We start from the raw sequence: 25,331 nt of genomic DNA, 5'->3' as shown, positions 1-25,331 counted from the left end.
TGTTCGCTCCGTTCATCCGGCAACCCCCCGGTCGAATTCTTCGAGCAGATCGAGTATTTCGTCTTCTCTGCGGTCGAACTCCTCTTCGGTGATCCCGCCGGCCACCAGTTCCTTTTCCAGCGCAACGAGCTCCCGCTGCAGCTGTGCGATCTGCTCCTGCTCGGCGGCGTCGACGACCTGCCCGGTCACCCAGACCACGCCCCGCACCGGCGCCAGCGGAAGCAGGAGAATCTCGCCGAGCAGTCCCACTATTCGTCCTCGGTAAAGCTGTACGGAGGCAGCGGTCCTTGTGCGCGGACCTCCGCCACTTCCTCGACCAGGGTCGTCAGCCGCTGCACCGCGTCCTGGAATTCCGCCAATTTCTGCTGCGGCACCAGGAACGAGCAGTTGAAGAAGCATCCGTCGACCCGCGGTCCCGGAGCGTGCTCGGACGCCAGCGGAAGCAGGTAGCTCAGCACCGCGTTGGCATCCTCGCCTTCGCGTTCCTCCAGCCGTCCGGCGACCAGTTCGCCGAACCGCACCTGCTCCGCCTGCCCGCGACCGGCGTCCTCCCGCAAGCTCGCGGCCAAGTTCCGGATTTCCTCGTCCCCGGCGAGAATCTGGCCGAGGACGGCCTCTTCCCGGTGCGAGACTTTGACGTTCATCTCCACATGTCCGCGGACGCGTTGCAGCGCAGCCGTGTACACCTCGGCTTTCGCCGCGATCTCCTCCTCGACAGCGGTGTCGTCGTCCGCGACGACACCGAAGCGCATCGGCAACGTCGGCCCCTTCTCGCACAATGCCTGCAAGATCTCCTGGTGGGCAAGAAGATCCCTGCGCTTCGCCCGCAGTTCACCCTCGACATCGCCGACCACCGCACGGAGTTCGTCTCCGGCCGCCAGCACCCGCGCGGGCGACGGCGACGGTCCGACGCCGCGCAGATCGCCCACTTCCGCGGGATGATCGGCGAACGTGATGCCGTACAGATAAGTGCTCATTCGCTCGACCTCGCACTGCTGCGCCGGCTGCGAGCGCGCGGCCGTTCTTCGGGCTCTTCGTCCTTCTCGTCCTTGTCGCTGGACTTCTGGAACTGCTCGGCGAACGTCTCGACCGCACCGGTCAACGCGCCTTTGGACTTCCCTTTGGCGCCTTTCTCGGTCACCTCGCCCAGCAAGTCGGGCAGCGTCATGGCACTCGAAGCACGGGTGAGATCCAGCCGGTTGCACGCTTCGGCGAACCGCAGATAAGTGTCCACACTGGCCACGACGATCCGCGCGTCCACAGTGAGCAATTCGATGCCCACCAGCGAAACCCGCACGAACGCGTCGATCACGAGACCCTTGTCCAGGATCAGTTCGAGGATGTCGTAGAGGTTTCCGGTGCCCGGCCCGCGTTGCAGCTGGCCGTTCTGGCCCTGCCGTCCGGTCGCCATGGTCATGAAATCGCCTTCCCTTCCTCACGCGTCGATCTGGCCGCGCGCGTATTTCCGGACCTGCTCGTAGCCGAGGAAGCCGCCCTGTGCGTCGACCCGCACGCAGTACGTGGCCATCAGGCTGGTGGTGTCCGGAACCCGTTCCAGCTCAAGCACTTCGACCAGCAGCTTCCATCCGTCGCCGTCCCGGGTGAACGCCGACACGGATTCGATGTCCTTTTCGGTCAGCTCCTCGAACACCGCACGCGCGTCGCGCATGAGCCCGGCGGGCGACCGGCTGTTTTCAGCCATCACGCCTCCGGCCGTCGTCGCGTCCACTCTCGTCAGGCCGATGAAACATGTGGAGTCGGCTACCCCGGGTGCTCCGGCCAAAACTGCCTACTCGCCAGGAACATCGAAATTGCGCCGAACAGCGCAGCGCCGCCCACCAGTCAGCGCAGAATCGAACGCTCAGTAGCGGACCGCGCGCGAAGCGCTCTGTTCCCAACGGAAAGCACTGTCTGTCCAAGAAGGACAAACCGCGGCCGTCCGCAGTGGATCGCGGACGGTCACGAAATCACCACCGCCACCGCATTCCGTGAATTCCGGCCCCCTGCCCGGTCCGGATCACGTGCGCGGGCACGCCGGGCCGCAGCCGGACCTCCGCGGTCTCCTGCTCCGGCCCGGACGGCGAGTCCTGCCGGTAGGCCACGCATTCGGCGGGCAGCGCCGCGGGATCGAAATGCACTTCCAGCAGGTGTTCCGCGATCGGCAGCCGGAACCGCCGGTCGTAGCGCGAATCCGGTTCCTCGTCGCGGAACGCGAACCGGTACTCGACGATCCCCGTCTCGCCTGGCGCCAGCGGATGGTCGAGGACGAGTTCCGTCACCGAGAACGCCTGTTCCGGCGTCGTCCGCACGACGCCGGGCCGGCAGTACCGCGCAGACACCAGCGCCGGCGACTGCCCGGGCGTGAACCCGCGCAGCGCGACGATGCGCACGAACGCCGGTTCGTCCAGCGCCCGCAGCACTTCCCGCACGTGAAGACCGCGCATCCGTCCCACGGCGTCGACGTGCAGGGTTTCGTGCACGCTGACCGATTCCGGCGAAGAGTCCTCGAACGAGTTCAGCACCATCGGAAGCAGGCTGCGGTTCTCCCACAACCGGTCCCAGCGCGCCGCGCGCGGGGCCGGGGCGCCGGTGCGCGGCCGGTCCAGCAGCGCGCGCAGCGTCCCCGGCGGGACGTCCAGGACCGGCTCGAGCAAAGCCAGTGCCCGCAACGATTCCGGCCGTTCCGGACGGCTGCGCCCGGTGCGCCAGGAGCTGAGCGTGGTCGTGCTGACCGGTACGCCCGAGGCCGCGAGCCGTTCGCGCAGCCGCGCCAGCCCGAGGCCGCTGCGCTCGATCGCCAGCGTCAGGGCGCGTTCGAAGGGCCCCTCGGCCAGTGCCTTGGCCAGCCGCTCCCCGCCCGGAGCCGGGGCGAACAACCGCATTTCGCCTCTCCTGGAAAAAACGGACCGGTCGAGACGGATTCTCGGCATCCGTTCACCGGTTGGCAACCCGCCGAAAGTCGCGTCGCCGCCGCTTGCCCGCTACCGGCGGTTCGGCGGATTCCGCCGCCCGGCCGCGCTGCTTACGTTCGGAAGCGTCCCCCATCGGAAACTGTCCCCAAGGAGCGACATGCGCGCACTCACCCGGGCCCTCGCCGTGCTGACCGGTTCCTGCGCGGTGCTCGGCGCGTTCGCCGTGACCCCCGCGTCCGCGAGCCCCGCGGCGCCCGCCGCCCAGCCGTCGATCATCGGCGGCAGCACCGCGCAGAACCCCGGCTACATCACGCGCTTCAACGGCCACGCGAACGGCTACACCTTCTTCTGCACCAGCACCCTGATCGGCAGCCGCTGGGTCCTCACCGCGAAGCACTGCATGTACGACAACAACGGACAGCGCCTCACCGACATCGACCTGTACATCGGTTCCAACAGCGCCAGCGGCGGCGTGCACGCCAAGGCCGCCTCCACCTACGTCTACTCCGGCGGCGACCTGGCGCTGATCAAACTGAACACCGACGGCGGCAGCACGTACGCCCGCCTCGCCAGCAGCTCCGACGACGCGCAGGAAGGCGACAGCGCCACCGTGTACGGCTGGGGCGCGACGCAGAGCACCGACGAGGGCCACCACCAGTCGAGCGTGCTGAAGAAGGCCGAGGTGACGATCTCGAACACCCAGGACAGCGACAACTCCGGCGGACCGGCCATCACGGCGAGCACCCCGAACGGCGCGGTGGCGGGCGGCGACTCGGGCGGCCCGATGGTCGACGGCGGGATCCAGGTCGGGGTGTGCTCCACCAGCGACCGCTCCAGCGTCACCACCTACGGCAGCGTGGCCGCCGGGCGGGACTGGATTCAGCAGGTCTCCGGGGTCTGATCGCCGCGGGCCCTGGTGCACGTCGTCCGTGAAGGGCTCCTTGACGGAATCTGATTCCCCCAAGGAGTCCTTCACGGACAGCCCGGTGGCGGGAAAGGCGGGTCAGCTGAGCTTTTCCAGCGCCTTCTCCGCTGATCCGGCGTCCTTCTCCATTCCGCGCCACGGGTCGTCCTTGCGCGCCAGCCGCCGGTGCAGTTTGTCCGGGCCCCAGCCGTTCGGCTCGGCCTTGCCGAGTTCCCTCCAGTCCAGCGGGGTCGCCGACGCCGCGCCGGGGCGGGCGCGCAGGGAGTACGGGGCCACGAACGTCTGGGCGTAGCCGTTGCGGTTCGCGTCCACGAAGACGCGGTCGCCGCGCCGGTCCTTGCACTGGGCGGTGGTCAGGTGCTCCGGGTCGGCCGCGGCGATGCGGTCCGCCAAGGCTCGGGAGAGTTCCAGGACCACGTCCGTGGTCGCCGTGGCGTCGAGGGGCGCCACGACGTGGAAGCCGCGTCCGCCGGTGGCCTGGAGGTACGCGGCGAGACCGGCGTCGGCGTAGTGGTCGCGGATGCGGCGGGCTGCGGTGCGCAGGTCGGCGACGTCGGTGCCGTCCGGCGGGTCCAGATCGAGCACCAGCAGGTCCGGCCTCTCCGGAGCGTCCACAGTAGACAGCCAGACGTGGAACTCCACCGTGCCCTGGTCCGCCAGGTACAGCAGGGAATCCTCGTCGTCGCACACGACGTACTCGTCGGTCCCGCCGCCCCGGCGCGGCACGCGTTCGGTGCGCAGCCACGACGGGAAGTGCTCGCCCGGATGCTTCTGGAACCACCCCTCGGACTCGATGCCGTCCGGGTACCGCCGCAGCGTGAGGGGGCGGCCGCGCAGGTGCGGCAGCATCGCGGGCGCGACCGTGCGGTAATGCTTGACGACGTCGCCCTTGGTGAGACCGTCGGCGGGGTAGAAAACCTTGTCAGGATGGGAAATCTTCACGGGTGCTCCCGGATCACGTCGGACGGCTTCTTGTCCTCGCGCAGGCCGGTGAACCTCGGGTGCCGCAACCGGCCGTCGCGGGTCCACTCGGAGAACCCGATCTGGGCGACCAGCTCGGGCCGCACCCAGCGCGCACCCGGCTCTCGCACCGGATCGGCGAACGGCGAACCGTCCGTTTCGCGCCGGACCAGTTCGGCGTGCAGCGAGGTCAACAGCCGGTGGTCGAACCCGGTGCCGACTTTGCCCGCGTACCGCAGCCGCCCCTTCTCGTGGTAGCCCAGCAGCAGCGCGCCGAAACCGATGCGGCTGCCCTGCGGGGCGGTGAACCCGCCGATCACCATCTCCTGCCCCTGCTGGCACTTGAACTTCAGCCAGTCCGGCGAGCGGCCGTGGTGGTACGGCGCGTCGGCGCGTTTCGCGATCACGCCCTCCCAGCCGCGGCGGCACGCCTCCTCGAAGTACTTCTCGCCCTCGGTGTTGCGGTGCGAGGACAGGCGGAGCGGGTCTTTGAAGGTGAAGGCGTCGCGCAGGATCGACTTGCGCTCGCGCAGGGGAAGCGGCGTGGTGTCCTGCTCGTCGTAGTACAGGAGGTCGAAGAGGTAGTAGTACACGCGCACGCCGGTCGCGCGGGCGCGCTCCGGATCGGTCAGGTGGATGCGCGGCTGGAGCGCGGCGAAACTGGTCTGGTCCCCGTCGAACGCGACGATCTCCCCGTCCGCGACGAATCGCGGTCCGCCTTGCGCGGCAAGGGCTTCCACGATCTCGGGGTACGCGTTGTCCATCACCTTGCGGTTGCGGGAGTACAGCGTGGGCGTGCCGCCGTCGCGCACGCAGATCGCGCGTACGCCGTCGAGCTTGCGCTCGTAGATCCAGTCCTCGTCGGAAAAGCGGCGGTCGGTGAGGGTGGCGAGGGTCGGCTCGCGCCAGCCAGGACCAGTCATTCGAGGTCCCGGTTGGTGCGTCCGGTGAGCACGGATTCGAGCTGGGTCTTCGCGGGTTTGCGGCGGCGGTCGGCGCCCTCGTCGTCCTTTCGATCAGCAGCCACTGCTCCTGGCCGGAAGAGTCGCGGCGGATCAGGGAGAAGGCGCCCTTCAGCTTCTCGCCGTGCAGGCAGACCTTGAGATGGCCGTCTTCGAGGGCTTGGTCGGCCGGGTCGTCGGTGAGCACGTCGAACGGGCCGGTGTCCCACACGATCACGGTGCCGCCGCCATACTCCTCGGCGGGAATGGTGCCCTCGAACCGGGCGTAGTCGAGCGGGTGGTCCTCGGTGCGGATGGCGAGCCGCCGGTCCGAGGAATTCAGCGACGGACCCTTCGGCACCGACCACGAGACGAGAACGCCGCCGATCTCCAACCGGAAATCGAAGTGCAGGCTGCTCGCGTCGTGCCGCTGGACGACGAACACCGGTTCGGCGTTCCCGCGGCCCCCGCTCGGCTCCGGGGTCCGGCGCGGGTCGCGTTTGGCGCGGTACGCGGCCAGCCGGTCCTTCGAGGACATCCCACCACCTCCGACCGCCCGGGTGCCCGCACGCCGGGAGCGCGAAACGTGCGGCCTGGAGGCACGACCGGCGGCGCCCGTTTACCGGCGCGGGCAGCGGGTAAGCGGACTCCTGACCCCGATTCCGAGATGTGAGCGCTCCGATGACCGGATTTTTCCCGCCCGGCCAGGGCAACAGCCCCTTCGACCAGTTCCTGTCGCAGTTCTTCGGCCAGGCCGCGCCCGGCCGCCGCGGCTACTCGGTCGACGTGGCGCGCCTGCTCACCGACCAGGCTCGCGGGCTCGTCGCGGAGGCGGCGGACCGCGCGGGCGCGTGGGGCGGGCGGCACGTCGACACCCAGCACCTGCTGTGGGCCGCCACCCAGCTGCCCGCCACCGCGCGCGCGCTGACCCGCGCCGGGGTCGACCCGGCCAAGGTCGCCGGACGCGTCGAACGCGACCACGCAGCCAACGGCGAAACCACGGCGACCGCGCTGGCGCCCGGTGCGAAACGCACGCTGATCGACGCCCACCAGCTCGCCCGCGGGCTCGGCTCCCCGTTCATCGGCCCCGAGCACCTGCTGGCCGCGCTCGCCGCCAACGAGGAGTCCGAAGCGGGCCGCATCCTGCGGGAAGAGGGCGTGACCACCGACCGCCTCCGGCAGGATTCCGCCGCGGACAGCCCGACACCGCTGCAGGACACCCCGACGCTCGCCCAGTACGGCGAAGACCTCACCGCCCGCGCCCGCGACGGCCGGATCGACCCGGTGATCGGCCGCGACGACGAGATCGAGCAGACCGTCGAGGTGCTGTCCCGCCGAACCAAGAACAACCCGGTGCTGATCGGCGAGGCGGGCGTCGGCAAGACCGCGATCGTCGAAGGCCTCGCGCAGCGGCTCGCCGACGACGACGTGCCCGACATCCTCAGCGGCCGCCACGTCGTGCAGCTCGATCTCACCGCGATGGTCGCCGGCACGCGCTACCGCGGCGATTTCGAGGAGCGGATGTCCGCGCTGCTCAAGGAGATCCGCGAGCACGGCGACCAGCTGATCGTGTTCGTCGACGAGCTGCACACGATCGTCGGTGCCGGCGCGAGCGAGGGCAGCGGCGGCCAGGGCGCCGGGAACATGCTGAAACCGGCGCTCGCGCGCGGCGAGCTGCACATCGTCGGGGCGACCACGCTCGACGAGTACCGCACCGGCATCGAACGTGATCCGGCGCTGGAACGCCGGTTCCAGCCGATCCTGGTGCCCGAGCCGACTGTCGAGGACGCCGTGTCGATCCTGCACGGCCTCCGCGACCGCTACGAGGCCCACCACCAGGTCCATTACACCGACGACGCGCTGCGGGCGGCCGTCGACCTGTCCGACCGCTACCTGACCGAACGGTTCCTGCCGGACAAGGCGATCGACCTGATCGACCAGGCCGGTGCTCGCGTCCGGCTGCGCGCGCGGACCAAGCCCGACGGCCAGCGCGAGCTGCAGGCCAGGCTCGACCAATTGCAGTGCGAGAAGGACCAGGCCGTCGCCGAGGAGGATTTCGAACGCGCGTCCTCGCTCCGCGACGAGGCAGCTGACGTGCGGAAACGTCTCGAACAACCCGTCGAACGCCCAGGCGGACCGGTGGAGGTCACCGACGCGGACATCGCCGAGGTCGTCTCCCGGCTGACCGGCGTGCCCGCGACGCGGCTCACCGAGACCGAGCGGGAGCGCCTGCTCGGCCTGGAGGAGCACCTGCACGACCGCGTGATCGGCCAGGACGACGCCGTGCGCGCGGTCGCCGAGGCGGTGCGGCGGTCCCGCGCCGGGCTCGCGGAGCCCGACCGGCCGTTCGGCAGCTTCCTGTTCCTCGGCCCCACCGGCGTCGGCAAGACCGAACTCGCGCGGGCGCTGGCCGAGGCGCTGTTCGGCGACCAGGACAGCATGGTGCGCATCGACATGAGCGAGTACTCCGAGCGGCACACCGTCAGCAGGCTGATCGGTTCGCCGCCCGGGTACGTCGGGTACGAGGACGCCGGCCAGCTCACCGAGGCGGTGCGGCGCCGTCCGTACTCCGTGGTGCTGCTCGACGAGGTCGAGAAGGCGCATCCGGACCTGTTCAACGTGCTGCTGCAGGTCCTCGACGACGGCCGTCTCACCGACGGCCGCGGCCGCACGGTCAACTTCGCCAACACGGTCCTCATCATGACCAGCAACCTCGGCTCGGACCTCGTCGGCAGCTCGACCCACGGCGCGCTCGGCTTCGTCCAGCCCGCCGACGGCGACGGCGACCAGCTGCGCGAACGCCTCATGCGGCGGCTGCGCGAATCGTTCCGCCCGGAGTTCCTGAACCGGATCGACGAGATCGTCGTCTTCCGCCGCTTGGAAGCCGGCCAGCTCGACCGGATCACGGAACTGCTGCTGGAGCGCACGAAACGGCGGGCGCACGCGCAGGGTCTCACCGTCGAGTTCACGCCGGAGGCGGTGCGGCGGATCAGCGAACTGGGCTACGAACCGCAGTTCGGCGCGCGGCCGCTGCGGCGGGCGATCCAGCGGTACGTGGACAACCCGCTGTCGAGCCGGCTGCTGTCCGGCGACGTCGCGCCCGGCACCGCGGTGCGCGTGGACGCGGGCGACGAGGGACTTCGCTTCGACACCTCAGCGACCGCCTGAGGTGCCGCCGCTCCCGGTCCTGTTCGGCGTCGCCGGACTGCTCGCGCTCGCCGCGGCCGTGCTGCCGAAACTGGTCGCCGACCGCCCGTTCTCCACCCCGCTGGTGATGTTGCTCGCCGGGCTGCTGCTCGGCCTGCTGCCGCTGCCCTACCTCGGCGACTGGGCCTCGCCCGCCCAGCATGCGGACGTGGTGGAATCCTTCACCCAGCTCGGCATCGTGCTCGCGCTGGCGGGTGCGGGCCTGTCCGTGGACCGGCCGTTCGGGCTGCGAAGATGGATGTCGCCCTGCTCGGCTGGTGGTGGCTCGGGCTCGCCCCCGCCGCCGCGCTGCTCCTGGGTTCGGCGCTCTCCCCCACCGACCCGGTGCTGGCCGGCGACGTCGGAGTCCCCGACCCCGGCGTGGAACCGGATCTGGCGCGGGACAACGAGATCCGCTTCACCCTCACCACCGAAGCGGGCCTCAACGACGGTCTCGCGATGCCGTTCGTCCTCGTCGCGCTGCTGCTGGCGGGAACCCACGTGTCGATCGGCACCGACGTGCTGCTGCCGCTGCCGATCGGGGTGCTGGTCGGGCTCGCCCTCGGCCGGCTCCTGGCGTGGGCGTTCTTCCGCATCCCGTCGTCGCGCTTCCGGCTGGCCGAATATTCCGACGGATTGGTGCTGCTGGCACTGGCCTTCCTGCCGTTCGCGGTGGCGGAACTGCTGCACGGCAACGGTTTCCTCGCCGTGTTCACCGCAGCCGTGTGCGTGCGGACCAGTGAGCGTTCGCACGGCTACCACGAGGTCCTGCACACCTTCGGCCGCCAGCTCGAACGGCTCTTCGTCGCCATCACGCTGCTGGGTCTGGGCTTCGCCCTCGGCGACGGCCTGCTGCGCGGGACAACCCTGCTCGAAGTCCTCTTCGCGGCTGTCGCGGTGTTCGTTATCCGGCCGCTCACCGGAGTCGGTTCCCTCATCCGCTCCCCCGCCCGCGGACGCGCCGCGCTCGCGATCGCGTTCTTCGGCGTGCGCGGCATCGGAACGCTCTACTACCTCGCCTACGGACTCCACCAAGCCAACCTGCCGGGCGCCGACCAGCTGTGGCGGGTGGGCGCGCTGGCGGTGGCGCTTTCCGTGCTGATACACGGGATTCTGGCCGCGCCGGTGATGCGCCGGGTCGAAGAGCGGGGTGCGCACGTGCCGCGGCACCCTGGCCGAGCCGCGCGGTCACGCTGGCGTACGTGAGGGGAACCCTGAGGGAATCAGAGTCAATGAGGGTTCCCCTCACGTACGTTCCCTCGCACCAGCCCCGCCGCGTTGCCGAGAAATCCCCATTGGGGTACGGAAATCCCGGTCAGGGAATCGCGACCCGACACGGTGGTGGAACGAAAGCGGAATCCGCCCGCTTTCCGCCAGCAGGTTTCCGACGCACCCCGGACCGGCACTTCGCCCGACGTGATCGCCCATCGTGCTAGGAGCGCTTCCCATGTCCGGTTTGTGTGCGCCGGAATGCGCGAAAGGTGTGTACCCGCAGGTTCGTCGAAGAAGGTGCTGTCGAACTCAAAGCTCTGCCGCACCCGGATCGCCCCGATCAACAGACGCTCGGCCGTCGCGTTGAAGCCCAGTGGAAGCGCGGAACAGAACCTGGAGGAGGCCAGCGTCTGGCCGGTGGCGGACACGACACACGGCCGGGTCGCCACCTCGATCGTCTCGCCGCCCCCCCAGCATGCCGGACACCCGCGGCATCCAGCACGCGCATCATGTCGCGCAGGCCTTCGCCCCGAAGTCCAGCGTGTGGTTCGTCGCCAGGGAAACCAGGGCGAAGCCGAACTCCGCCAGTTCCGCCGCGCAGGACTCCCGGGTTTCCCGCGATTCGGTGCTATTACCGTAATGCGGTAATAATGTCTGATCGTTGGCAGGAAGATCCGATTGATCGAGTTGTCCTGGTGCCCGGGTATCCGGCGCGACAGAGCGGACACGACGTGGTTGCGGTCCGATGACGCCGTGCTCGCCGACGTTGCGTTGGTCGCCCCTCACGCGACTGAGGGGAATCGTCATTGCCGGACTGGTCGAGGTGGCTGCATGGCAAGGAATTGGTTGCCCGGATTGATGCTTGCCCTGAGCGTGGCCGCAGTCGGCTGCGGCGCAGCGCCGACACCGTCGCCAGCACCGGCCGCGTCCCCTTCTGCGACTAGTTCCGAGCCAGCTCCTGAACCCTCGACGCCCGAGACGACGACAGCTCAGCCGTCGAGCGGCACCGAAAAACCGCCGACCACGAGAACCCCAGCAGCCGCGAAGAAGACCTCGACGCGCAAAACTCCGCCCCGGAAGCCGCCCCGGTACGGCTACGAATGCCGAGACGGCGACGAGGTGAAATACGACGTCTGCGCAGGCCACAAAGCGTGGGTCGACGGGCAACGAGAATTCACCGATTGCCTGGACAGCGGCGGAACATGGGACATAGCCAAACAACGCTGCAACCGCTGAACCTGCCCGCGCGAGACCTACGCGGATTCGCCGGAAAGCTCGGCAAGTTTCCGTAAAATCCCGGCCCCGTCACCCAGCAAGTCGCGCTCCAACGGCGATATCCGCCACCACACCACCCCGGCGACGACCCGGCTCGGCGGAAGTACCACGAGGTCACCCGGAGAAAGAACCTCCACCCCGGACGCCAGTTCGGAGTCCCCGCAAGTCCCGGGCTCGATGAAGAAAAAAGCTCCGTGCGGCGACAACGCCATCGGGCCGAGCGGGCGCCCGCCGTCGAACGCGGCTAGGGCGCGCCAGCCTAGGTGTGTCGGCGCGCGCACGACGTCAAAATGCTCTCCTACCGGGGCGAGAATCGCCTGCCGATGCACGGCCCACCATTTCGAAACCACCCGGCGATCGACCGTGGCCTCAGACGGGGACATCGTCGACTCCCGGCCGCCAAGCCGCTCGAAACTGACCGGATCCCAGGTCGTCAACCCGTCGCACACCGGCCCCGGCAGCACTGGCCAGCCCAGCGCGGCGTAGTTCTCGGCCGCCGCGCGCAGCGAGCGCAGCGCGACCCCGTGGTCCCCAGCCAAGCAACGTGAACGGCTACCGCGCGCGACAGCGGTCATCACAAGAGCCCCTTCCGAGTGACGAGACCCGTCCGCGCAGGTCAAGCCGCGACGGACGGTGCGGGAACCGGGGTACCGCCCGACCACCATGCGTCCGCGGCGAGGCGCAGACCAGCCAGTGAACCGGGAGCAAACCGGCAGCGCGCACCGTTCAGGGTGGCGGCTAAAGCGAACCGAGTTCCTCGTACGGGGTGCTCATCTCGGATTCTCCCAGCAGGTCCAGGAACAGCTGGAATTGAACGAAATTGTCCCGGCCGAAGGTTCCGTCAGGCGGCCATATCGCGTCGCATTCAGGGCATTTGACGAGAATGATCCGCAACCGCGTTGCCCTGATCTTCCCGAGATTTCCCTGACGGCATCTCGGACATTCCATGCATCCCCCGCACCGGCACCGCTCCTGCGACCCTGATCTGGTTGCGGCCGTTCTGCTTGGCCTGCAGCAACGCACCGTCCGCCGACATGAGCAGTTGTTCGACCGAAATGCCGTCGCCGGGATACGACGCCACCCCCATCGAGGTGCTCACCCCGGACAGCGTGCGAGGCTGACCGTCCGTAGTGGCGGTGAGCACGACCGGAGTACGCGCGAGCCGGGAGCAGATCCGCTCGGCGACAGCCAGCAACTGGCCCGGTTCGAGGCCCGGCAGCAGGATCGCCAGTTCGTCCCCGCCATAGCGGGCGACGAGATCCTGAGACCGGACTTCCGCGCGCACCAGGTCGGCGACCGCGCGGATCGCCTGGTCGCCCGCCGGGTGCCCGTAGGTGTCGTTGATGGCTTTGAACTTGTCGACGTCCAGGAAAAGCACGCCGAGGCCGGTCTCGCTGAGTTTCGCGCGGTCGAGGGCAGCGGTGACGACGTCGGCCCAGTACACCGGCGTCGCCAGGCCCGTTTTCTGATCCGTGCGCGACGCCCGCAAGTACTGGGGCAGCAGTAGATCGCGGTGCACGCACAGCACGGCGATCATCGGAGCGGGCAGCGCCCACGGCTCGTGGACCAGCAGGACGGCCATGGTCGCGCCGAGCCCCAGCGCCGACGCGACGACCAGCTGGTCGCCCGGATGCCCCAGCGCCTGCCGAATCGGCAGTTTCTCGGGCGACGACCACCCGATCGCGACGACGACCAGGGCGTAGTTGACCAGCCACCACACCCCGGCCGCGGCGGCCACGCGCAGCAGCGACCACACGTCGTGCGGCAGCAGAGGACCGTCCAGGACAGCGGAGGCGACGGCCGACGCGAGCACGAACGTCGCGGCCGAATAGAACTTCCGGAACAGGATCGTCGGCCCGTAAACCCGGTACCAGCAATACACATACGACACCGCGGTCAAGCCGATGACGAGCGGCAGCGGCAGCACCAGCAGCGCGGCGAACACCCACAGGCTCTTGAGATTCGTGTACGGCGCTTTCTTCGACGCCTGCTCGCGACGCCGCTCGATCGTGCGGACCGCCTCGAGATGCGCGACCGCGGCCGCGGTGAGGATGGCGAACCACAGCCACTGCGTCGGGGTGATCGCGGCGGACAGGGACGAAAGCACCGCGATCGCGACCGCCACGGCGTCGACCGTGAGCACCAGGCACAGGGCGGGACGCCGCAGGGACCACAATCCCCACGTCGTTATGCGTCTGCCACTCTTTCCCGTCACGCTGGTATTCGCCCCTGTCAACGAAGATTAATCACGGTAATCGCATTGTCACCGGCCGTCGATACGCCGGTCGGACCAACCACCGCGAGAAAGGCATCACTATGCGCAACGCACCCGGCAACGAATGGACCCGTTTCGCCCGCGGCAACGAGTGGACCCGCTGCCAGGGCAACGAATGGATCCGCCGAGGCAACGAATGGGGCCGCCGCGGGAACGAGTGGGCCCGCTGATCCGCTACCCCGGTTCGGCAGCGCGGCGGGCGCGGTTCCAAGCCGCCCCCGCCGCGATCGCCGTCAGCACGCCGAGCACCCCGGCGACGGCGAGGACCGTGCTCGGGCCGGCCGCCGTCGCCGCGAGCCCGGCCAGCGCGATCCCGGCGCCCTGGCTGGTCGTCAACGCGGTCGCGGCGAGTCCGTAAGCCTGGGCCCGCCGATGGTCGGGAACCGCCAGTGTGAACGCCGCCGACGCGGGCAGATGGTAAGCGCTGGCCATGCCCGACAGCCCCCATAAGACCGCTGTCACGGCCAGCCCCGGCTGAATCGCGCACACCACGAGCGGAACGCTGGCCGCCACCGCGAGCGGCCCGAGCAACCGCATCCGCATCGGCGACGGCAGCCGCGACACGATCAGCATCCCGAGCACCGTCCCCGCCGGACTCGCCGCGAGCAGCACCCCGACTGCCTGAGCGGACCCGCCGATCGACTCCGCGTACGGCGCCGCCAGCCCCTCGACCGTGACGTAAAACCCGGCCACGCAAGCCAATCCGACCAGTGAACGCAACCGCGGCGTCCGCACGACGAGCACCGTCCCGGCCCGCAGATCGGCCCACCACCGCCCCAGCCGCGTCCCATCGCCCACCACCCCCGGCGCGGGCCGCACCCGGATCCCGAACCGCACCACCGCCGCCGACACCACGAACGTCACCCCGTCCGCGACGAGCGCCTGCCCCGGACCGAGAAACGCGACCAGCGTCCCGCCCGTCGCGAACCCCGCCACCTGCGCCAGCTGGACCACCGTGTCCAGCACGCCTTTGCCCAGCAGGAACTCCTCCCCCGGCAGAACCGCCGCGGCCGTCGCCGCCCGAGCCGCGTTGCCCGGTGCCCCAGCCGCCTGGACCACCACCAGCAGCGCCGCGACCGCAGGCAACGGCAGCGCGGGAATCGCCATGACCGTGACGAGCCCCGCACGCAGCAGATCCGCCGCCACCATGACCCGCCGCCGAGGCCACCGATCCGCCAGGCCCGACAGCAACGGACCGGCGAAAATCGACGGCACGTACGTCAAGGCGTAGACCCCCGCGGTCCAGCCCGCCGACCGCGTCCGGTCGAAGACCAGCAACGACAACGCCACCCGCGCGAACTGATCGCCCGCGACCGAAACCACCATGCTCGCGAACAGCGCCCGGAACTCCGGTCTGCCGAACACCTGCCGATACGTCGCCACGAGCCCAGCTTGGCCGATCACGGGCGGGCGGGCACACCCCCGCAGGTACGGGATGCGAATGCACGTCTTGCCGGGAGATTCCTTTTCCCGTCCGAAATCAGGCGCGCCCTTCCCGGCTCCGGCCGTAGGATCCGCCAGGTGACCGAGGACGATCTTCTCGAGCGATACGGACTGCATCCCGCTGGCGGCCAGTTGGACGAGATCCGCGGCATCCTCGCGACAGAGATGCAAGCCGGGTTCGACGCGAACACCGAACTGATGAAAATCTGTTGCATACAGCTATTCCACTACGGCTCGCTGAACGACGTGCTGCTTATCTGGGAGGCCAAAGAGTCCGGCTGGGACGCGCACTGCTCGATTGACGTGCAACTATTGTGCGGGGCAGGATTGGACGAAACCAAGGCGTTTCTCCGCGCTCACCCGGCCACGCTGGCTCGGGAGGCCCTGGAGTACCTGACGGAGTGCGAGGAAGCCCGAGACTTCGACTCGTTCTCGGTCGAGCGCTGGTCAGAGGGATACCACAGCTACTACGGTGTGCCTCTCCCTGACTGACAATTGCTCAGGATCTGTTCAAGCGGACCAGCCCATCCCTCGCGAGCGTGCGCACGATCGCCCAGTCGGCTGAGGTCTCCAGCGAGTCTGCGTGCCACAGGTCCTCGTTCTCCCGGCCGCTCATCGCCGCCAGTTTCTCGTCGACCGCGTCCAGCATCGCGACGACCGAACTCGCGATCAGGCCGGATTCGGAAAGCTCCGGCACGAATCCGCGCACAGCGTCGAATTCGAGAGCCAGCTCGTCCGCGGACGGATAGGTCCGCAGCTCCCGCAGATAAGCGACCTGCGCAGCGGCCGGTTCCGCCAGATGTTCCACCGCCCGAACCAGCGCACGAGTCTGCTCCGAGGTCATCGGATACGCACCAGCCAGGCGACTGAATCCGAACTACCCATCCGTCGATCGCTCCCCCCGCTTCACCAACCGCGCAAGCCTCTTCCGCGCAGGCGCGAGCTCTTCAATCCTCAACGCCGCCAGCACCCCAAACGACACCCCGAGCCCAACCAGACCCTGCAGAATCAGCTTCACCCACGCAGTAGCCCGCCCCCCGAAGTCCGGCACGAGCCATCCGGCCGCCAGCGCCGCAGCAGCGCCGAGTGCGCTCGCGACCAGCGTGAACAGGATTACCCCAAGCGCCCGCTTGCTGCGCAGGTGGCCGAGGCTCACCCACAGCCAGACCTGGCCCAGGATCGCGCCGACCACGAACGTCAGCGAGTTCACCAGCATGGTGCCCAGCACGATGCTGTGCGCGTCCAGCAACACCGGGCACAGATACAGCAGCGGAACCTTCACCACGGTCATCACGACCATGATCAGGGTCGGCGTGCGCGCGTCCTTCATCGCGTAGAACACCCGCAGCTGCAACATGACCAGCGCGTAAGGCAGCAGCCCGAACGACGAGACCGCCAGTGCCTCGCCGAGCCGGCCCGCCTGGGCGACGGAGTTCGCGCCGCCGCTGAACAATGCGATGCCGATCGACTCGCCCACCACCGTCAGCACGGCGGCGATCGGCACCAGCATCACCGTGGAGATGCGCGACGCGTAGGAAAGATCGGCCACGACCTTGCGGACATCGCCGTCCGCGGCGTTGCGCGACAGCCGCGGCATGATCGCGGTCAACAGGGACACCCCGATCACCCCGTAGGGCAGCTGGAAGAGCAGCCAGGCGTTGGCGTAGATCGTCACCCCGCCCGGGTCGCCGCTGGTCAGCACCCGGGTGTTGACGGTGAGGCCGGCCAGGCTGATCGCGACGTAGCCGAGGATCCACAGCGCGAGGCCGCCGAACTCCTTCATCCGCTTGTCGATGCCCCAGCGCCACTTGAAGCGGAATCCCGTCCGCAGCAGCGGCGGCACCAGCAGCACCGCCTGCACGGCGATGCCCAGCGTGACGCCGATGCCGAGCACGAGCAGCTTCGGGTCGCCCATCCGCACCGGATCGGTCGAGATCTTGCCCGGCATGAGCATGAACAACGCCAGGGTCGCGATGACGACGACGTTGTTCATCACCGGCGCCCACGCCGTCGGGCTGAAGATGTGCTTGGCGTTGAGGATCGCGGACACCAGCGCGAAAACGCCGTAGAAGAAGATCTCGGGCAGCAGCAGCCGGGCGAACGCGTTGGTCAGTTCGGAGTTGGCGTGCCCGCCCTGGTCCAGGTACAGCGAGGTCAGCGCGGGTGCCGCCGCCACGGCGAGGACGGTGCCGACGCCCAGCACCGTCAGTCCCATCGTGAGCATGCGCTGCGTGTACGCCGCACCGCCGTCGGGATCGTCCTGCGAACGCACGATCAGCGGCATCACGACACTGCTGAGCACGCCGCCGAGCAGGAGTTCGAAGACGCTGTTCGGCAACGTGTTGGCGATCGTGAACGAGTCGTTGACCACGCCGGTGCCGACCGCCCACACGAGCATGATCTTCCACAGGAATCCGGTGACCCGGCTGACCAGCGACGCGATGGCCATCTTCCCGCTCGACTTGGCGATCGACGGCGCCTTCGGCTCGACCCGCGGCGGGCGGCCGGGGCGTCCCGGCCTTTCGCCGGGCGGGGCGGCGGGCAGCCGCGGCAGCATCTGGGTGGCGAGCGAGTCGTAGGGGCGCAACGCATCCGGATCGACGACCGGCCACTTAGAACTCGCGGGCACCCCGCCGACGCGCGGGATGAACACTGTCGCGTCCGGATCGTCCGGTGCCAGCGGCGGCGCGCCGAACGGCATGCTGTTCTGCCCGCGCTCCTGCCGCCACGACCGGACCGGCGGCCATCGCGGCGCGGACGGCGGCGGCTGCGGCAACTGCCCGCGATGACCGTCTTCCGCCGGCGGGTGCTCAGGCGGCGGGCGCCGGGTGACCCGTTCGACGGGACGGTCGGGTGGCCACTCCGGGTCTCTCTCCAACACTGCCCCATCGTCAACGGTCGATTCGATCCCCCAGCGTAGTCACTTCGCGCACAGCAGCGGTCGACCGCGGAGCCGTGCTCAGCCGTCCTTTTCCGGCGGAAGCTCCAGCATCTCGAGAAACGCGGTCGCCGCCGGGGTCAGCCCGGTGTCGGCCCAGATGAGGTATTCGACGCGCGTCGGAGCGTCCGTGATCTCGATCGTGGTCAGGTCGGACAGCTGGGGCACGTACATCGACGGAAGCATCGCGATTCCCAAGCCCTGCCGGACAAGCCGGGCCATCATGAAGTCGGCGGTGGTCACCTCGAACGCGACTTCGCGGTTCAGACCGGCGGCGGCGAACGCCTCGTCCGACTGGTTCCGGCCCGCGGTGTTGAGCGGCAAGTCGATAAATACCTCGGTCGCGAGCCGGCGAAGGTCGACGGTGCGTTCCCCGGCGAGCGGGTGGTCCGGGGCGACAACGGCGACGAGCCGGTCGCGGGCCAGCTCGCGTGCGTTGACTCCTTGGGGCCGCATCGAGGTCGGAAGGCCGAGGAACGCGACCTCGATGATCCCCTGCCGGACCTGGTCAGCGAGGTCTTCGCTGGCGCCGACCCGGATCCCGAGGCGCACCTGGGGGTATTCGATGCGGTATCTGCGCAGCGCGTCGGGGATGTCCACCGCGGCGACAGTCGGGATCAGTCCGACAGCCAGCCGTCCGCGCACCTCGCCGACAGCGGCGGAAACCTCGGCGGCAGCCCGTTCGGCCGCGTTGAGGCTCTCGCGGGCCGCGGACAGGAACGCTTCCCCGGCGGGGGTGATCCGCACGCGCCTGCTGGTCCGTTCGAACAGCCGGGCGCCCAGCTCGCGTTCGAGACGCGCGATCTGGTGGCTCAGCGCGGATTGCACCACCAGGCACCGCTCGGCGGCGCGGGTGAAGCTCATGGTCTCGGCGACGGCGACCACGTACCGCATCTGCTGCAACTCCACCTATCCATCGTGAATCACGATAGATGGGATGACAAGGTTGTGTTGGACTCATGGATCGGTCGTCGCGAGACTGGTTCGCACAAGCAGTTCCCGAGACACCGGAGCGCCCGGTCTCCGGAACTGACGGGCTCGGCGCACTGAAGCGCAACCGAGCCGGATACCCCGCGAACCACCGAATCCAGGAAGAAGCATGTCCTCATCCAGCACTGCCTCGCCCTCGTCTTCGCGGGCATGGCTCGGCGTCGCCGCCATCACGGCGAGCCTGTTCGTCTTCGTCACCACGGAACTCATGCCCGTCGGCCTCCTCACTCCGATGAGCGGCGGGCTGGCCGTCTCGGTGGGCATCGCCGGGATGGTCGTGACCGGATACGGCGTCTCCGCAGGCGTCGGCGTCCCGTTCATCGTGGCCTGGACCCGCCGGGTCGACCGCCGGGCGCTGCTCGCCGCGCTGCTCGTCGTCCTCGCCGCCGGGAACCTGATCACCGCGCACTCGCCCGATTCCGTCGTGGTCCTCGTGACCCGGTTGATCATGGGCTTCGCGCACGGGGTCTTCTGGGCGATCGGCGTCAGCATGGCGACGCGCCTGGTGCCGGACCAAGCCAGCCGCGCCGCCGCGGTCGTCCTGTCGGGCATGTCCATCGGCACGGTGGTCGGCGTGCCGTTGGGCACCTTCATCGCCGATCTCACCGACTGGCGCACGACATTCACGATCTGGGCCGGGCTCAGCGCGATCGTGTGCCTGCTCGTGGCCGCGGCGGTTCCGTCCCTTCCCTCGACCGACGCCATCCCCGTCCGCGAGATCTTCCTCTTGCCGGTGCGCAACGGCCGCCTGCGCGCAGTCATGATCACCGTCACGCTTTACGTGCTCGGCCACTTCGGCGCCTACACCTTCATCCGCCCGTTCATGGAAGGCCAAGCGGCCGCCTCGCCCGGTCTGATCACCGTCCTGCTGATCGTCTTCGGCGTCGGCGGCGCAGCGGGCAACTTCGCCGCCGCCCACACCGTCACCAAGAACATGAAGGCGACCTTCGTCGTCGCCTGCGCCGGGCTCGTCGTCTCGCTGCTGCTTCTGCTCCTCGTCGGCAATCACCCGGCCGGTCTCGCGGTGTCCGTGGCGTTGTGGGGAATTGCCTTCGGCGCGGCCAATCTCTGCCAGGTGAACATGATCCTGGCCGCGGCCCCGGACGCGTTCGAAGCGGCGATGTCGTTGAACACCATGGGGTACAACATCTCCATCGCCCTCGGCGCACTGCTCGGCGGCCTGTTCGCGAACAACGTCGGACTGACCGGAGCCATGTGGTTCGGCGTCGGACTCACCGCGGCCGCACTGGTATCAGCGTTCGCCTCTATGCGCACCGCCCCGGCTGACGAAGCTGCCGCCAGGCCAGCCTAGAAGGCAGACGCGCCTCATACGTTCGCCCGTGACCGAGCAGCGCGGCGGAGCGCCATGCCCGCCGCGCCCAGCACGAGTACGGCGAGAAGAATCCAACTCCCCCGGCCGACCCAGGTTTCGATCTGCCGCGCCGCCTCGCCCGCGGCCGCGCCGATCGCGATGTGCAGCGCGCACCAGGCCGTCGCCCCGACAGCCACGGCAGGCAGGAACTTGCGCAGCGGCAAGCCCGACGTGCCCGCCGCCGCGGGGACGAGCGTCCGGAGCACCGGGAGGAAGATCGCGATCAGCACGGCCCACGCGCCCCGCCGGCGCAAGGTGTCCGCGGCGCGATCCCATGCCGCCGCGCCGTACCGCCGCACCAGTCTGGTCTGTCGCAGCCAGGGCCCGTATCGCCGTCCCAGCCAGTATCCGAGGAGGTCGCCCGCGATGGCGCACACAGTGGTGACCAGCCACATGACGACGAACCGGTCCGGAGCCGTCGCTGTCGTGCCAAGGACGAACAACCCCGTTTCACCCGGCGCGATAAACCCGAGCCCCAGCGTGCACTCGCCGAACACCAGAACCCCCGCGACCGCGGTAACCGCCGCCGGAGGCAAGGACGCGAGCCCGTCGAGCAGCTCGGCGATCACGGGATCAGCTCCACGACCGGATGCGCCGCCCGGTCGAACACGGTCGTGGAGCGGCCGCGCAGATGCAGATCGAAGAAAGCTGCGACGTACTTCCGTTGCGCGGCAAAGCTTCCGACTGGATCAACAGTGACGAACCGGTCCAGAGCCGTCGCTGTCGTGCCAAGGACGAACAACCCCGTTTCACCCGGCGCGATAAACCCGAGCCCCAGCGTGCACTCGCCGAACACCAGAACCCCCGCGACCACGGTAACCGCCGCCGGAGGCAAGGACGCGAGCCCGTCGAACAGTTCGGCGATCACGGGATCAGCTCCACGACCGGATGCGCCGCCCGGTCGAACACGGTCGTGGAGCGGCCGCGCAGATGCAGATCGAAGAAAGCTGCGACGTACTTCCGTTGCGCGGCAAAGCTTCCGACTGGATCAACAGTGACGAACCGGTCCAGAGCCGTCGCTGTCGTGCCAAGGACGAACAACCCCGTTTCACCCGGCGCGATAAACCCGAGCCCCAGCGTGCACTCGCCGAACACCAGAACCCCCGCGACCACGGTAACCGCCGCCGGAGGCAAGGACGCGAGCCCGTCGAACAGTTCGGCGATCACGGGATCAGCTCCACGACCGGATGCGCCGCCCGGTCGAACACGGTCGTGGAGCGGCCGCGCAGATGCAGATCGAAGAAGGCCGCCACGTACTTCCGTTGCGCGGCAAGGCTCCCGACGGGGTCGACGGTGCCGATCATGGCCGTGTGGTCGCCGGGGACCTGCGGCAGCATGACTTGCGCGTCGGTGAAACTCATGTGTTCGGCGTCGGGCAGGTACACGTCGCGTTTCCAGCCGGTCGACGCGGCCCAGAACGCGGCCCAGTCGTCGTTGTGCCGGTGGTTGCGGGGCCGTCCGCTGCTCGTGCCGCCGCCCATGAGCAGGAACGGGCGCGTGACGCCGGCCCGGGCGGCGTTGCCGTAGCGCGGGTCCATGCTGCCGTCGAGGTTGATGCCCGCCTTGATCCTGGGGTCGGCGATCATCGCGTCGGCGGTCGTGTAGCCGCCCATGGAGTGGCCGAACATGCCGACCCGCGACAGTCCGAGTTCGTCGAGCACGAAGCTCGTGTCGCGTACTCGTTCGGCCAGCACCTGCGCCGGGTCGAGACCGGCTTGCGGCAGCTCGACTCGGTCGGGGAACTGGACGGGCGCGACCGGCGTGTGGTCCATGCCGATCACGAGGTATCCGCGGCTCGCCAGATCCTCGACCAGCGCGGTGCCGAGGAAGCGGGATTGCATCGCGCCGGGCGAGTACAAAATGGCCTGTTCGCGGACGGGCAGCGGAATCGCTCCAGTGCGCGAGTGGGTGACGGTGCTCGCGAAATCGGCGGAGCCCGGGCCGATGAGACGGTCGTAATAGTCCGCGACGCCGGGCGAGAACTGGCGGGCGGGTTTGCCGTTCCCGGCCGACGGATACCACAGCGACACCATCATCTCGCGGGCTTTGCCGGTCCACGGGTCGATGCGGTTCCGGTCGACGAGGTGCAGTTCCTTCGTGCCTACCGGGTACCGGCCGGTGGGCGCGGGCAGCTTCATGGCGGCCGGACTGGCGACAGCCACGCCCGCCTGCCCGACGAGAGCCGCCGCTATCAGAGCGACAGCGATCAGGGTTTTCCTCATGCGGCCAGACTCGTCGCGGCGGCCGTACCCCGGCATCTGTCTCCGGGCAACGGACGGACTAGCCGAAGGTCATAGAAGCCCAGCCTCGTGCGCGATGATCGCCGCCTGCACCCGGTTCGCGACCTCGAGACGTCGCAGGATCGACGTGACGAACACCTTCACGGTGCCCTCGACGACGTGGAGGCGACGGGCGATCTCGGCGTTGGGCAGGCCGGCACCGACAAGGGCGAGCACCTCCCGTTCGCGCGGGGTGAGCGCGTCGACGGCCTTGCGCGCCCGCGCCTCGTTCGAGAGCCGCTTTCCCCGGACCTGCTGGATGACCCGGTGCGCGACCGTCGGCGCGAGATAGGCGGCTCCGTCCGCGACCGCGCGGATCCCGGCGAACAGCTCGCGCGGGTCACCGGTCTTGAGCAGGAACCCGCGGGCGCCGCCGTCGAGCGCGGCCGCGATCTGCTCGTCGGCGGAAAACGTGGTCAGCATGAGCACGCCTGCCGTCGGGACCGTGCGGGTCAGCTCGGCCGCCACGGCGAGACCGTCGAGGACCGGCATGACGATGTCCAGCAAAACCACGTCGGGCCGGTGCGCGATCGCCAGCTCGACGGCCGCGCGCCCGTCGCCGGCCTCCGCGACGATCTCGATCTCCGGGTCGGCGGCGAGCACGGCGGCGATGCCCGCGCGGGTCAGCGGTTCGTCGTCGGCGAGCAGGACGCGGATCATCGCGACACCGCCGCCCGCGGCGCGGTTTCCTTGACCGCCAGCCGCCCGGCGGCGAAGCACAGGCGATAGAACAGGCGCGCGTCGGTCTGGACGCTCGCCCAGTAGCGCCGGCAGTCCGCCGCCCGGGCCGGCCCGGGCAGTTCGGGCGCGGGATCGCCGAGCATCTGGAAGCGGGGCAGCATTTTCTCGACGTCCTCCTGGGACTGTCCGACGACCAGCCGCTCGAACACGGCCGGGTCGAGCCGGTTGTCGGTGCCGGTCACGAAGTACAGGCCGAGCGCGAGCACGAGCACCCCGCCGCCGGCCGCGAGCGGAACCCGCGCGAGCCGCCACAGCCGCGGCCGCTCCCGCTCCCGGCGAGGGCCCTCCGCCGGCACGACGACGGTCAGCACGAACCGGTCGCCGCGCATCCCGGCCGTGACCTCCCCGATCTCGCGAAGCCCGGCGATGCCGAAACCGGACTCGGAATCCGCAGTAGCGGCCGGATTTCCGACCGTGACGGTCGTGGTATCGCCCTCGGCGACGACGTCCACGGTCACCGGCGCACCCGGCGCGTGCCGCGCGGCGTTGGTGAGCCCCTCTCGCACCACCCGATACACGGCGGGGACGTTCACCGGCACACCGGTGACGGTCAGCCGGACCTCCTGACCGGCGGCTTGCGCGCGAGTGACGAGGCGATCGAGGTCCGGCACCGGCTCGCCGAGCAGCCCGATGATCTCGCGCAGCCGCTCGGTCGCGGCGGTGACCCCAGCCCGCACCTCACCAGCGCGGACGCGAACGTCCTCGTCGAGCGCGGGGGCCACTTCCAGTGCGGCCGCGCGAAGTGCGACGAGTTCCAGTTCGTGGCCGAGGGAATCGTGCATCTCCCGCGCGATGCGATTGCGCTCAAGCAAGGCGGCCCGTTCGAGCCCGGCAGCGTGGAGCCGCGCGCGTTGACGCCGGTAGCGCCCCGTCAGCCAGGGACCGCCCGCGACCGCGAGGACGACGAGGACCTGGAGGAACCAACGGTAGAGACCGTGAAGGACACCGAATCCGCCGCGCTCGGCGACCTCGGCGAACACCACGACCGGCAAACCGGCGCCGAGCACCGCGGCGACCGCGCCCAGCCGATCCTCGCCCCACCGCCCGGCGAGATAAGCGAACCCGGCGACGGCGGCCCAGGGCCAGAACCGGACGGGATTCGCCGTCGCGGGCACGAACGACAGCACGAGCACCACAGCGACCGCACAAGCCACGACAGCGGAGGGGAACCGGCGGACCAGCACCGCCGCGAGGCCGACTCCGGCAAGCCCGGCGAGCAGTTCCTCCCACCGGGCCGTGCCGCCCGCGAAACTCTCGAACCCCAGCACGGCCGCGACGAAAAGCAGACAAACGATCCGGCCCACTGCCATGCGGATCACCTTACCGACCGCGGATGCGGCGACACCTCCGACCGGAAACCCCGAATAGCCAGCCGGGCCTGCGGCCGTCAGGAAGGAACCGTGAAAACCGCACTGTTCTTGCGAGACCAGGCAGGCCCGAACGCGCATGGTAGCGCTGGCGCTACCGTGAAGTCGGGTGTTGAAGGCATGTCGGCGGGCGTCGGCGGTTCCTAATGTCGTCGGCATGGAAATGGAAGCCTCCCGCAGCCACCAGGCCGGTGGTCCGGCCGTCACCGCCCTGCTCTGCCTGATCTTCGTCGCCAGCGCCGCCACCAACTCGATCGGCGGTTTCACCGGGCTGGACACCATGTTCCGGATGACCTCCGGCGGAATCGCCGTGGCGTGCCTGCTGATCCTGATCGTGCGCTTCGCCGCGCGCCGCAAGGGCTGACGCCGATGTTGACCGCCGTGCCGGTGGTGCTGGCCGCGTCGCTGCTGGCGCCGAATACCGCTGCTCCGGACCCGGTTCGCACGCTCGCCCAGGAGATCGTCGCGTCCGGTGCGACCGGCGTGCAGATCCGGACAGTCCACGACGGACACTC

28 protein-coding genes and 1 pseudogene are annotated in these 25,331 nt (G+C 69.5%); 7 read left to right on the top strand and 22 right to left on the bottom strand.

The window, feature by feature from the left end; translation table 11 throughout:
• Positions 1–12: 12 nt before the first annotated feature.
• The 5 genes from EIZ44_RS39545 to EIZ44_RS39525 form a co-directional block, all read right to left on the bottom strand.
• Positions 13–249 carry a gas vesicle protein GvpG gene (locus EIZ44_RS39545; RefSeq protein WP_037818472.1) on the bottom strand — a complete coding sequence of 79 codons (237 nt, stop codon included), beginning with the start codon at positions 247–249 and terminating at the stop codon, positions 13–15.
• Positions 249–977 (bottom strand): GvpL/GvpF family gas vesicle protein, encoded by a 729-nt coding sequence (locus EIZ44_RS39540; protein WP_037818473.1) that lies wholly within the window; start codon positions 975–977, stop codon positions 249–251. The genes EIZ44_RS39545 and EIZ44_RS39540 overlap by 1 nt, the downstream gene beginning before the upstream one ends.
• Entirely contained in the window at positions 974–1,417 is a 444-nt protein-coding gene (locus EIZ44_RS39535; protein WP_205673453.1) for a gas vesicle structural protein GvpA, read from the bottom strand. The genes EIZ44_RS39540 and EIZ44_RS39535 overlap by 4 nt, the downstream gene beginning before the upstream one ends.
• An 18-nt stretch (positions 1,418–1,435) precedes the next feature.
• Positions 1,436–1,702 carry a gas vesicle protein GvpO gene (locus tag EIZ44_RS39530; RefSeq protein WP_037818560.1) on the bottom strand — a complete coding sequence of 89 codons (267 nt, stop codon included), beginning with the start codon at positions 1,700–1,702 and terminating at the stop codon, positions 1,436–1,438.
• Positions 1,703–1,967: 265 nt separating this feature from the next.
• Entirely contained in the window at positions 1,968–2,882 is a 915-nt protein-coding gene (locus EIZ44_RS39525) for a hypothetical protein (protein ID WP_037818474.1), read from the bottom strand.
• A 187-nt stretch (positions 2,883–3,069) separates the two neighbouring features.
• Here EIZ44_RS39525 and EIZ44_RS39520 point away from each other — a divergent pair, with 187 nt between their 5' ends.
• A complete protein-coding gene (locus EIZ44_RS39520; RefSeq protein WP_134667925.1) occupies positions 3,070–3,813 on the top strand; it encodes a S1 family peptidase in 744 nt (247 codons plus the stop codon).
• A gap of 102 nt (positions 3,814–3,915) precedes the next feature.
• On the opposite strand, the gene ligD (EIZ44_RS39515) is transcribed toward EIZ44_RS39520, so the two are convergent.
• The 3 genes and pseudogenes from ligD (EIZ44_RS39515) to EIZ44_RS39505 form a co-directional block, all read right to left on the bottom strand.
• Positions 3,916–4,779 (bottom strand): non-homologous end-joining DNA ligase, encoded by an 864-nt coding sequence (gene ligD / locus EIZ44_RS39515; protein WP_134734074.1) that lies wholly within the window; start codon positions 4,777–4,779, stop codon positions 3,916–3,918.
• Positions 4,776–5,720: a non-homologous end-joining DNA ligase gene (ligD, locus tag EIZ44_RS39510; RefSeq protein WP_134734073.1), complete on the bottom strand. Its 945-nt coding sequence runs from the start codon at positions 5,718–5,720 to the stop codon at positions 4,776–4,778. The genes ligD (EIZ44_RS39515) and ligD (EIZ44_RS39510) overlap by 4 nt, the downstream gene beginning before the upstream one ends.
• Positions 5,721–5,865: 145 nt before the next feature.
• Positions 5,866–6,276 (bottom strand): annotated as a pseudogene (locus tag EIZ44_RS39505) (DNA polymerase ligase N-terminal domain-containing protein); the annotation flags it as partial.
• 143 nt (positions 6,277–6,419) lie between these two features.
• Between EIZ44_RS39505 and EIZ44_RS39500 the strand changes: the two are divergent.
• Together EIZ44_RS39500 and EIZ44_RS39495 are read left to right on the top strand one after the other, a co-directional pair.
• Positions 6,420–8,906 carry an ATP-dependent Clp protease ATP-binding subunit gene (locus EIZ44_RS39500; RefSeq protein WP_134734072.1) on the top strand — a complete coding sequence of 829 codons (2,487 nt, stop codon included), beginning with the start codon at positions 6,420–6,422 and terminating at the stop codon, positions 8,904–8,906.
• A 273-nt stretch (positions 8,907–9,179) separates the two neighbouring features.
• On the top strand, positions 9,180–10,130 hold the full coding sequence (locus tag EIZ44_RS39495; RefSeq protein WP_240691543.1) for a cation:proton antiporter domain-containing protein: 951 nt from the start codon (positions 9,180–9,182) through the stop codon (positions 10,128–10,130).
• A 23-nt stretch (positions 10,131–10,153) separates the two neighbouring features.
• On the opposite strand, the gene EIZ44_RS39490 is transcribed toward EIZ44_RS39495, so the two are convergent.
• The 4 genes from EIZ44_RS39490 to EIZ44_RS39475 form a co-directional block, all read right to left on the bottom strand.
• Complete coding sequence (locus tag EIZ44_RS39490) at positions 10,154–10,564, bottom strand: hypothetical protein (RefSeq protein ID WP_134734071.1); 411 nt, start codon at positions 10,562–10,564, stop codon at positions 10,154–10,156.
• Between the two features lie 79 nt (positions 10,565–10,643).
• A complete protein-coding gene (locus tag EIZ44_RS39485) occupies positions 10,644–10,943 on the bottom strand; it encodes a CapA family protein (RefSeq protein WP_134734070.1) in 300 nt (99 codons plus the stop codon).
• 446 nt (positions 10,944–11,389) lie between these two features.
• The gene (locus EIZ44_RS39480) at positions 11,390–11,986 is read right to left on the bottom strand and encodes a bifunctional DNA primase/polymerase (RefSeq protein ID WP_240691542.1); all 597 of its coding nucleotides are present in this window, start codon (positions 11,984–11,986) and stop codon (positions 11,390–11,392) included.
• A gap of 290 nt (positions 11,987–12,276) precedes the next feature.
• On the bottom strand, positions 12,277–13,554 hold the full coding sequence (locus EIZ44_RS39475; protein WP_240691541.1) for a GGDEF domain-containing protein: 1,278 nt from the start codon (positions 13,552–13,554) through the stop codon (positions 12,277–12,279).
• A gap of 173 nt (positions 13,555–13,727) precedes the next feature.
• Here EIZ44_RS39475 and EIZ44_RS46045 point away from each other — a divergent pair, with 173 nt between their 5' ends.
• On the top strand, positions 13,728–13,856 hold the full coding sequence (locus tag EIZ44_RS46045; RefSeq protein WP_255443806.1) for a hypothetical protein: 129 nt from the start codon (positions 13,728–13,730) through the stop codon (positions 13,854–13,856).
• 4 nt (positions 13,857–13,860) lie between these two features.
• On the opposite strand, the gene EIZ44_RS39470 is transcribed toward EIZ44_RS46045, so the two are convergent.
• Positions 13,861–15,069 carry an MFS transporter gene (locus EIZ44_RS39470; RefSeq protein WP_167754422.1) on the bottom strand — a complete coding sequence of 403 codons (1,209 nt, stop codon included), beginning with the start codon at positions 15,067–15,069 and terminating at the stop codon, positions 13,861–13,863.
• Positions 15,070–15,207: 138 nt separating this feature from the next.
• Here EIZ44_RS39470 and EIZ44_RS39465 point away from each other — a divergent pair, with 138 nt between their 5' ends.
• Complete coding sequence (locus EIZ44_RS39465; protein WP_134734066.1) at positions 15,208–15,621, top strand: hypothetical protein; 414 nt, start codon at positions 15,208–15,210, stop codon at positions 15,619–15,621.
• 7 nt (positions 15,622–15,628) lie between these two features.
• Here EIZ44_RS39465 and EIZ44_RS39460 read toward each other — a convergent pair whose 3' ends face one another.
• The 3 genes from EIZ44_RS39460 to EIZ44_RS39450 all read right to left on the bottom strand — a co-directional run bounded on the left by EIZ44_RS39460 (position 15,629) and on the right by EIZ44_RS39450 (position 18,976).
• Positions 15,629–15,973, bottom strand: coding sequence for a hypothetical protein (locus EIZ44_RS39460; RefSeq protein ID WP_134734065.1), 345 nt, complete (start codon positions 15,971–15,973; stop codon positions 15,629–15,631).
• 33 nt (positions 15,974–16,006) lie between these two features.
• Complete coding sequence (gene murJ, locus EIZ44_RS39455; protein ID WP_134734096.1) at positions 16,007–17,830, bottom strand: murein biosynthesis integral membrane protein MurJ; 1,824 nt, start codon at positions 17,828–17,830, stop codon at positions 16,007–16,009.
• A 258-nt stretch (positions 17,831–18,088) separates the two neighbouring features.
• A complete protein-coding gene (locus tag EIZ44_RS39450) occupies positions 18,089–18,976 on the bottom strand; it encodes a LysR family transcriptional regulator (RefSeq protein WP_134734064.1) in 888 nt (295 codons plus the stop codon).
• A 190-nt stretch (positions 18,977–19,166) separates the two neighbouring features.
• On the opposite strand from EIZ44_RS39450, the gene EIZ44_RS39445 reads away from it, so the two are divergent.
• Entirely contained in the window at positions 19,167–20,369 is a 1,203-nt protein-coding gene (locus EIZ44_RS39445) for an MFS transporter (protein WP_134734063.1), read from the top strand.
• A 14-nt stretch (positions 20,370–20,383) separates the two neighbouring features.
• Here the strand turns inward: EIZ44_RS39445 and EIZ44_RS39440 are convergent, their stop codons facing one another.
• From EIZ44_RS39440 to EIZ44_RS39415, 6 genes are all read right to left on the bottom strand, one after another.
• Positions 20,384–20,998 carry a DedA family protein gene (locus EIZ44_RS39440; RefSeq protein WP_134734062.1) on the bottom strand — a complete coding sequence of 205 codons (615 nt, stop codon included), beginning with the start codon at positions 20,996–20,998 and terminating at the stop codon, positions 20,384–20,386.
• Positions 20,995–21,297 (bottom strand): hypothetical protein, encoded by a 303-nt coding sequence (locus tag EIZ44_RS39435; protein ID WP_134734061.1) that lies wholly within the window; start codon positions 21,295–21,297, stop codon positions 20,995–20,997. The genes EIZ44_RS39440 and EIZ44_RS39435 overlap by 4 nt, the downstream gene beginning before the upstream one ends.
• The gene (locus tag EIZ44_RS39430) at positions 21,294–21,596 is read right to left on the bottom strand and encodes a hypothetical protein (protein ID WP_134734061.1); all 303 of its coding nucleotides are present in this window, start codon (positions 21,594–21,596) and stop codon (positions 21,294–21,296) included. The genes EIZ44_RS39435 and EIZ44_RS39430 overlap by 4 nt, the downstream gene beginning before the upstream one ends.
• A complete protein-coding gene (locus EIZ44_RS39425) occupies positions 21,593–22,651 on the bottom strand; it encodes an alpha/beta hydrolase family protein (protein ID WP_134734060.1) in 1,059 nt (352 codons plus the stop codon). Before EIZ44_RS39425 ends, EIZ44_RS39430 begins: the two co-directional genes overlap by 4 nt.
• A gap of 69 nt (positions 22,652–22,720) precedes the next feature.
• On the bottom strand, positions 22,721–23,368 hold the full coding sequence (locus EIZ44_RS39420) for a response regulator (protein ID WP_134734059.1): 648 nt from the start codon (positions 23,366–23,368) through the stop codon (positions 22,721–22,723).
• On the bottom strand, positions 23,365–24,759 hold the full coding sequence (locus EIZ44_RS39415) for a sensor histidine kinase (RefSeq protein WP_134734058.1): 1,395 nt from the start codon (positions 24,757–24,759) through the stop codon (positions 23,365–23,367). Before EIZ44_RS39415 ends, EIZ44_RS39420 begins: the two co-directional genes overlap by 4 nt.
• A gap of 214 nt (positions 24,760–24,973) precedes the next feature.
• On the opposite strand from EIZ44_RS39415, the gene EIZ44_RS39410 reads away from it, so the two are divergent.
• Entirely contained in the window at positions 24,974–25,180 is a 207-nt protein-coding gene (locus EIZ44_RS39410) for a hypothetical protein (RefSeq protein WP_134734057.1), read from the top strand.
• Positions 25,181–25,331: the final 151 nt, after the last annotated feature.

The organism is Amycolatopsis nivea (assembly GCF_004522235.1).
Taxonomy (GTDB): Bacteria; Actinomycetota; Actinomycetes; order Mycobacteriales; family Pseudonocardiaceae; genus Amycolatopsis; species Amycolatopsis nivea.
Note: the sequence above shows the minus strand (reverse complement) of the source record. Positions and strands in the feature narration are given on the sequence as shown.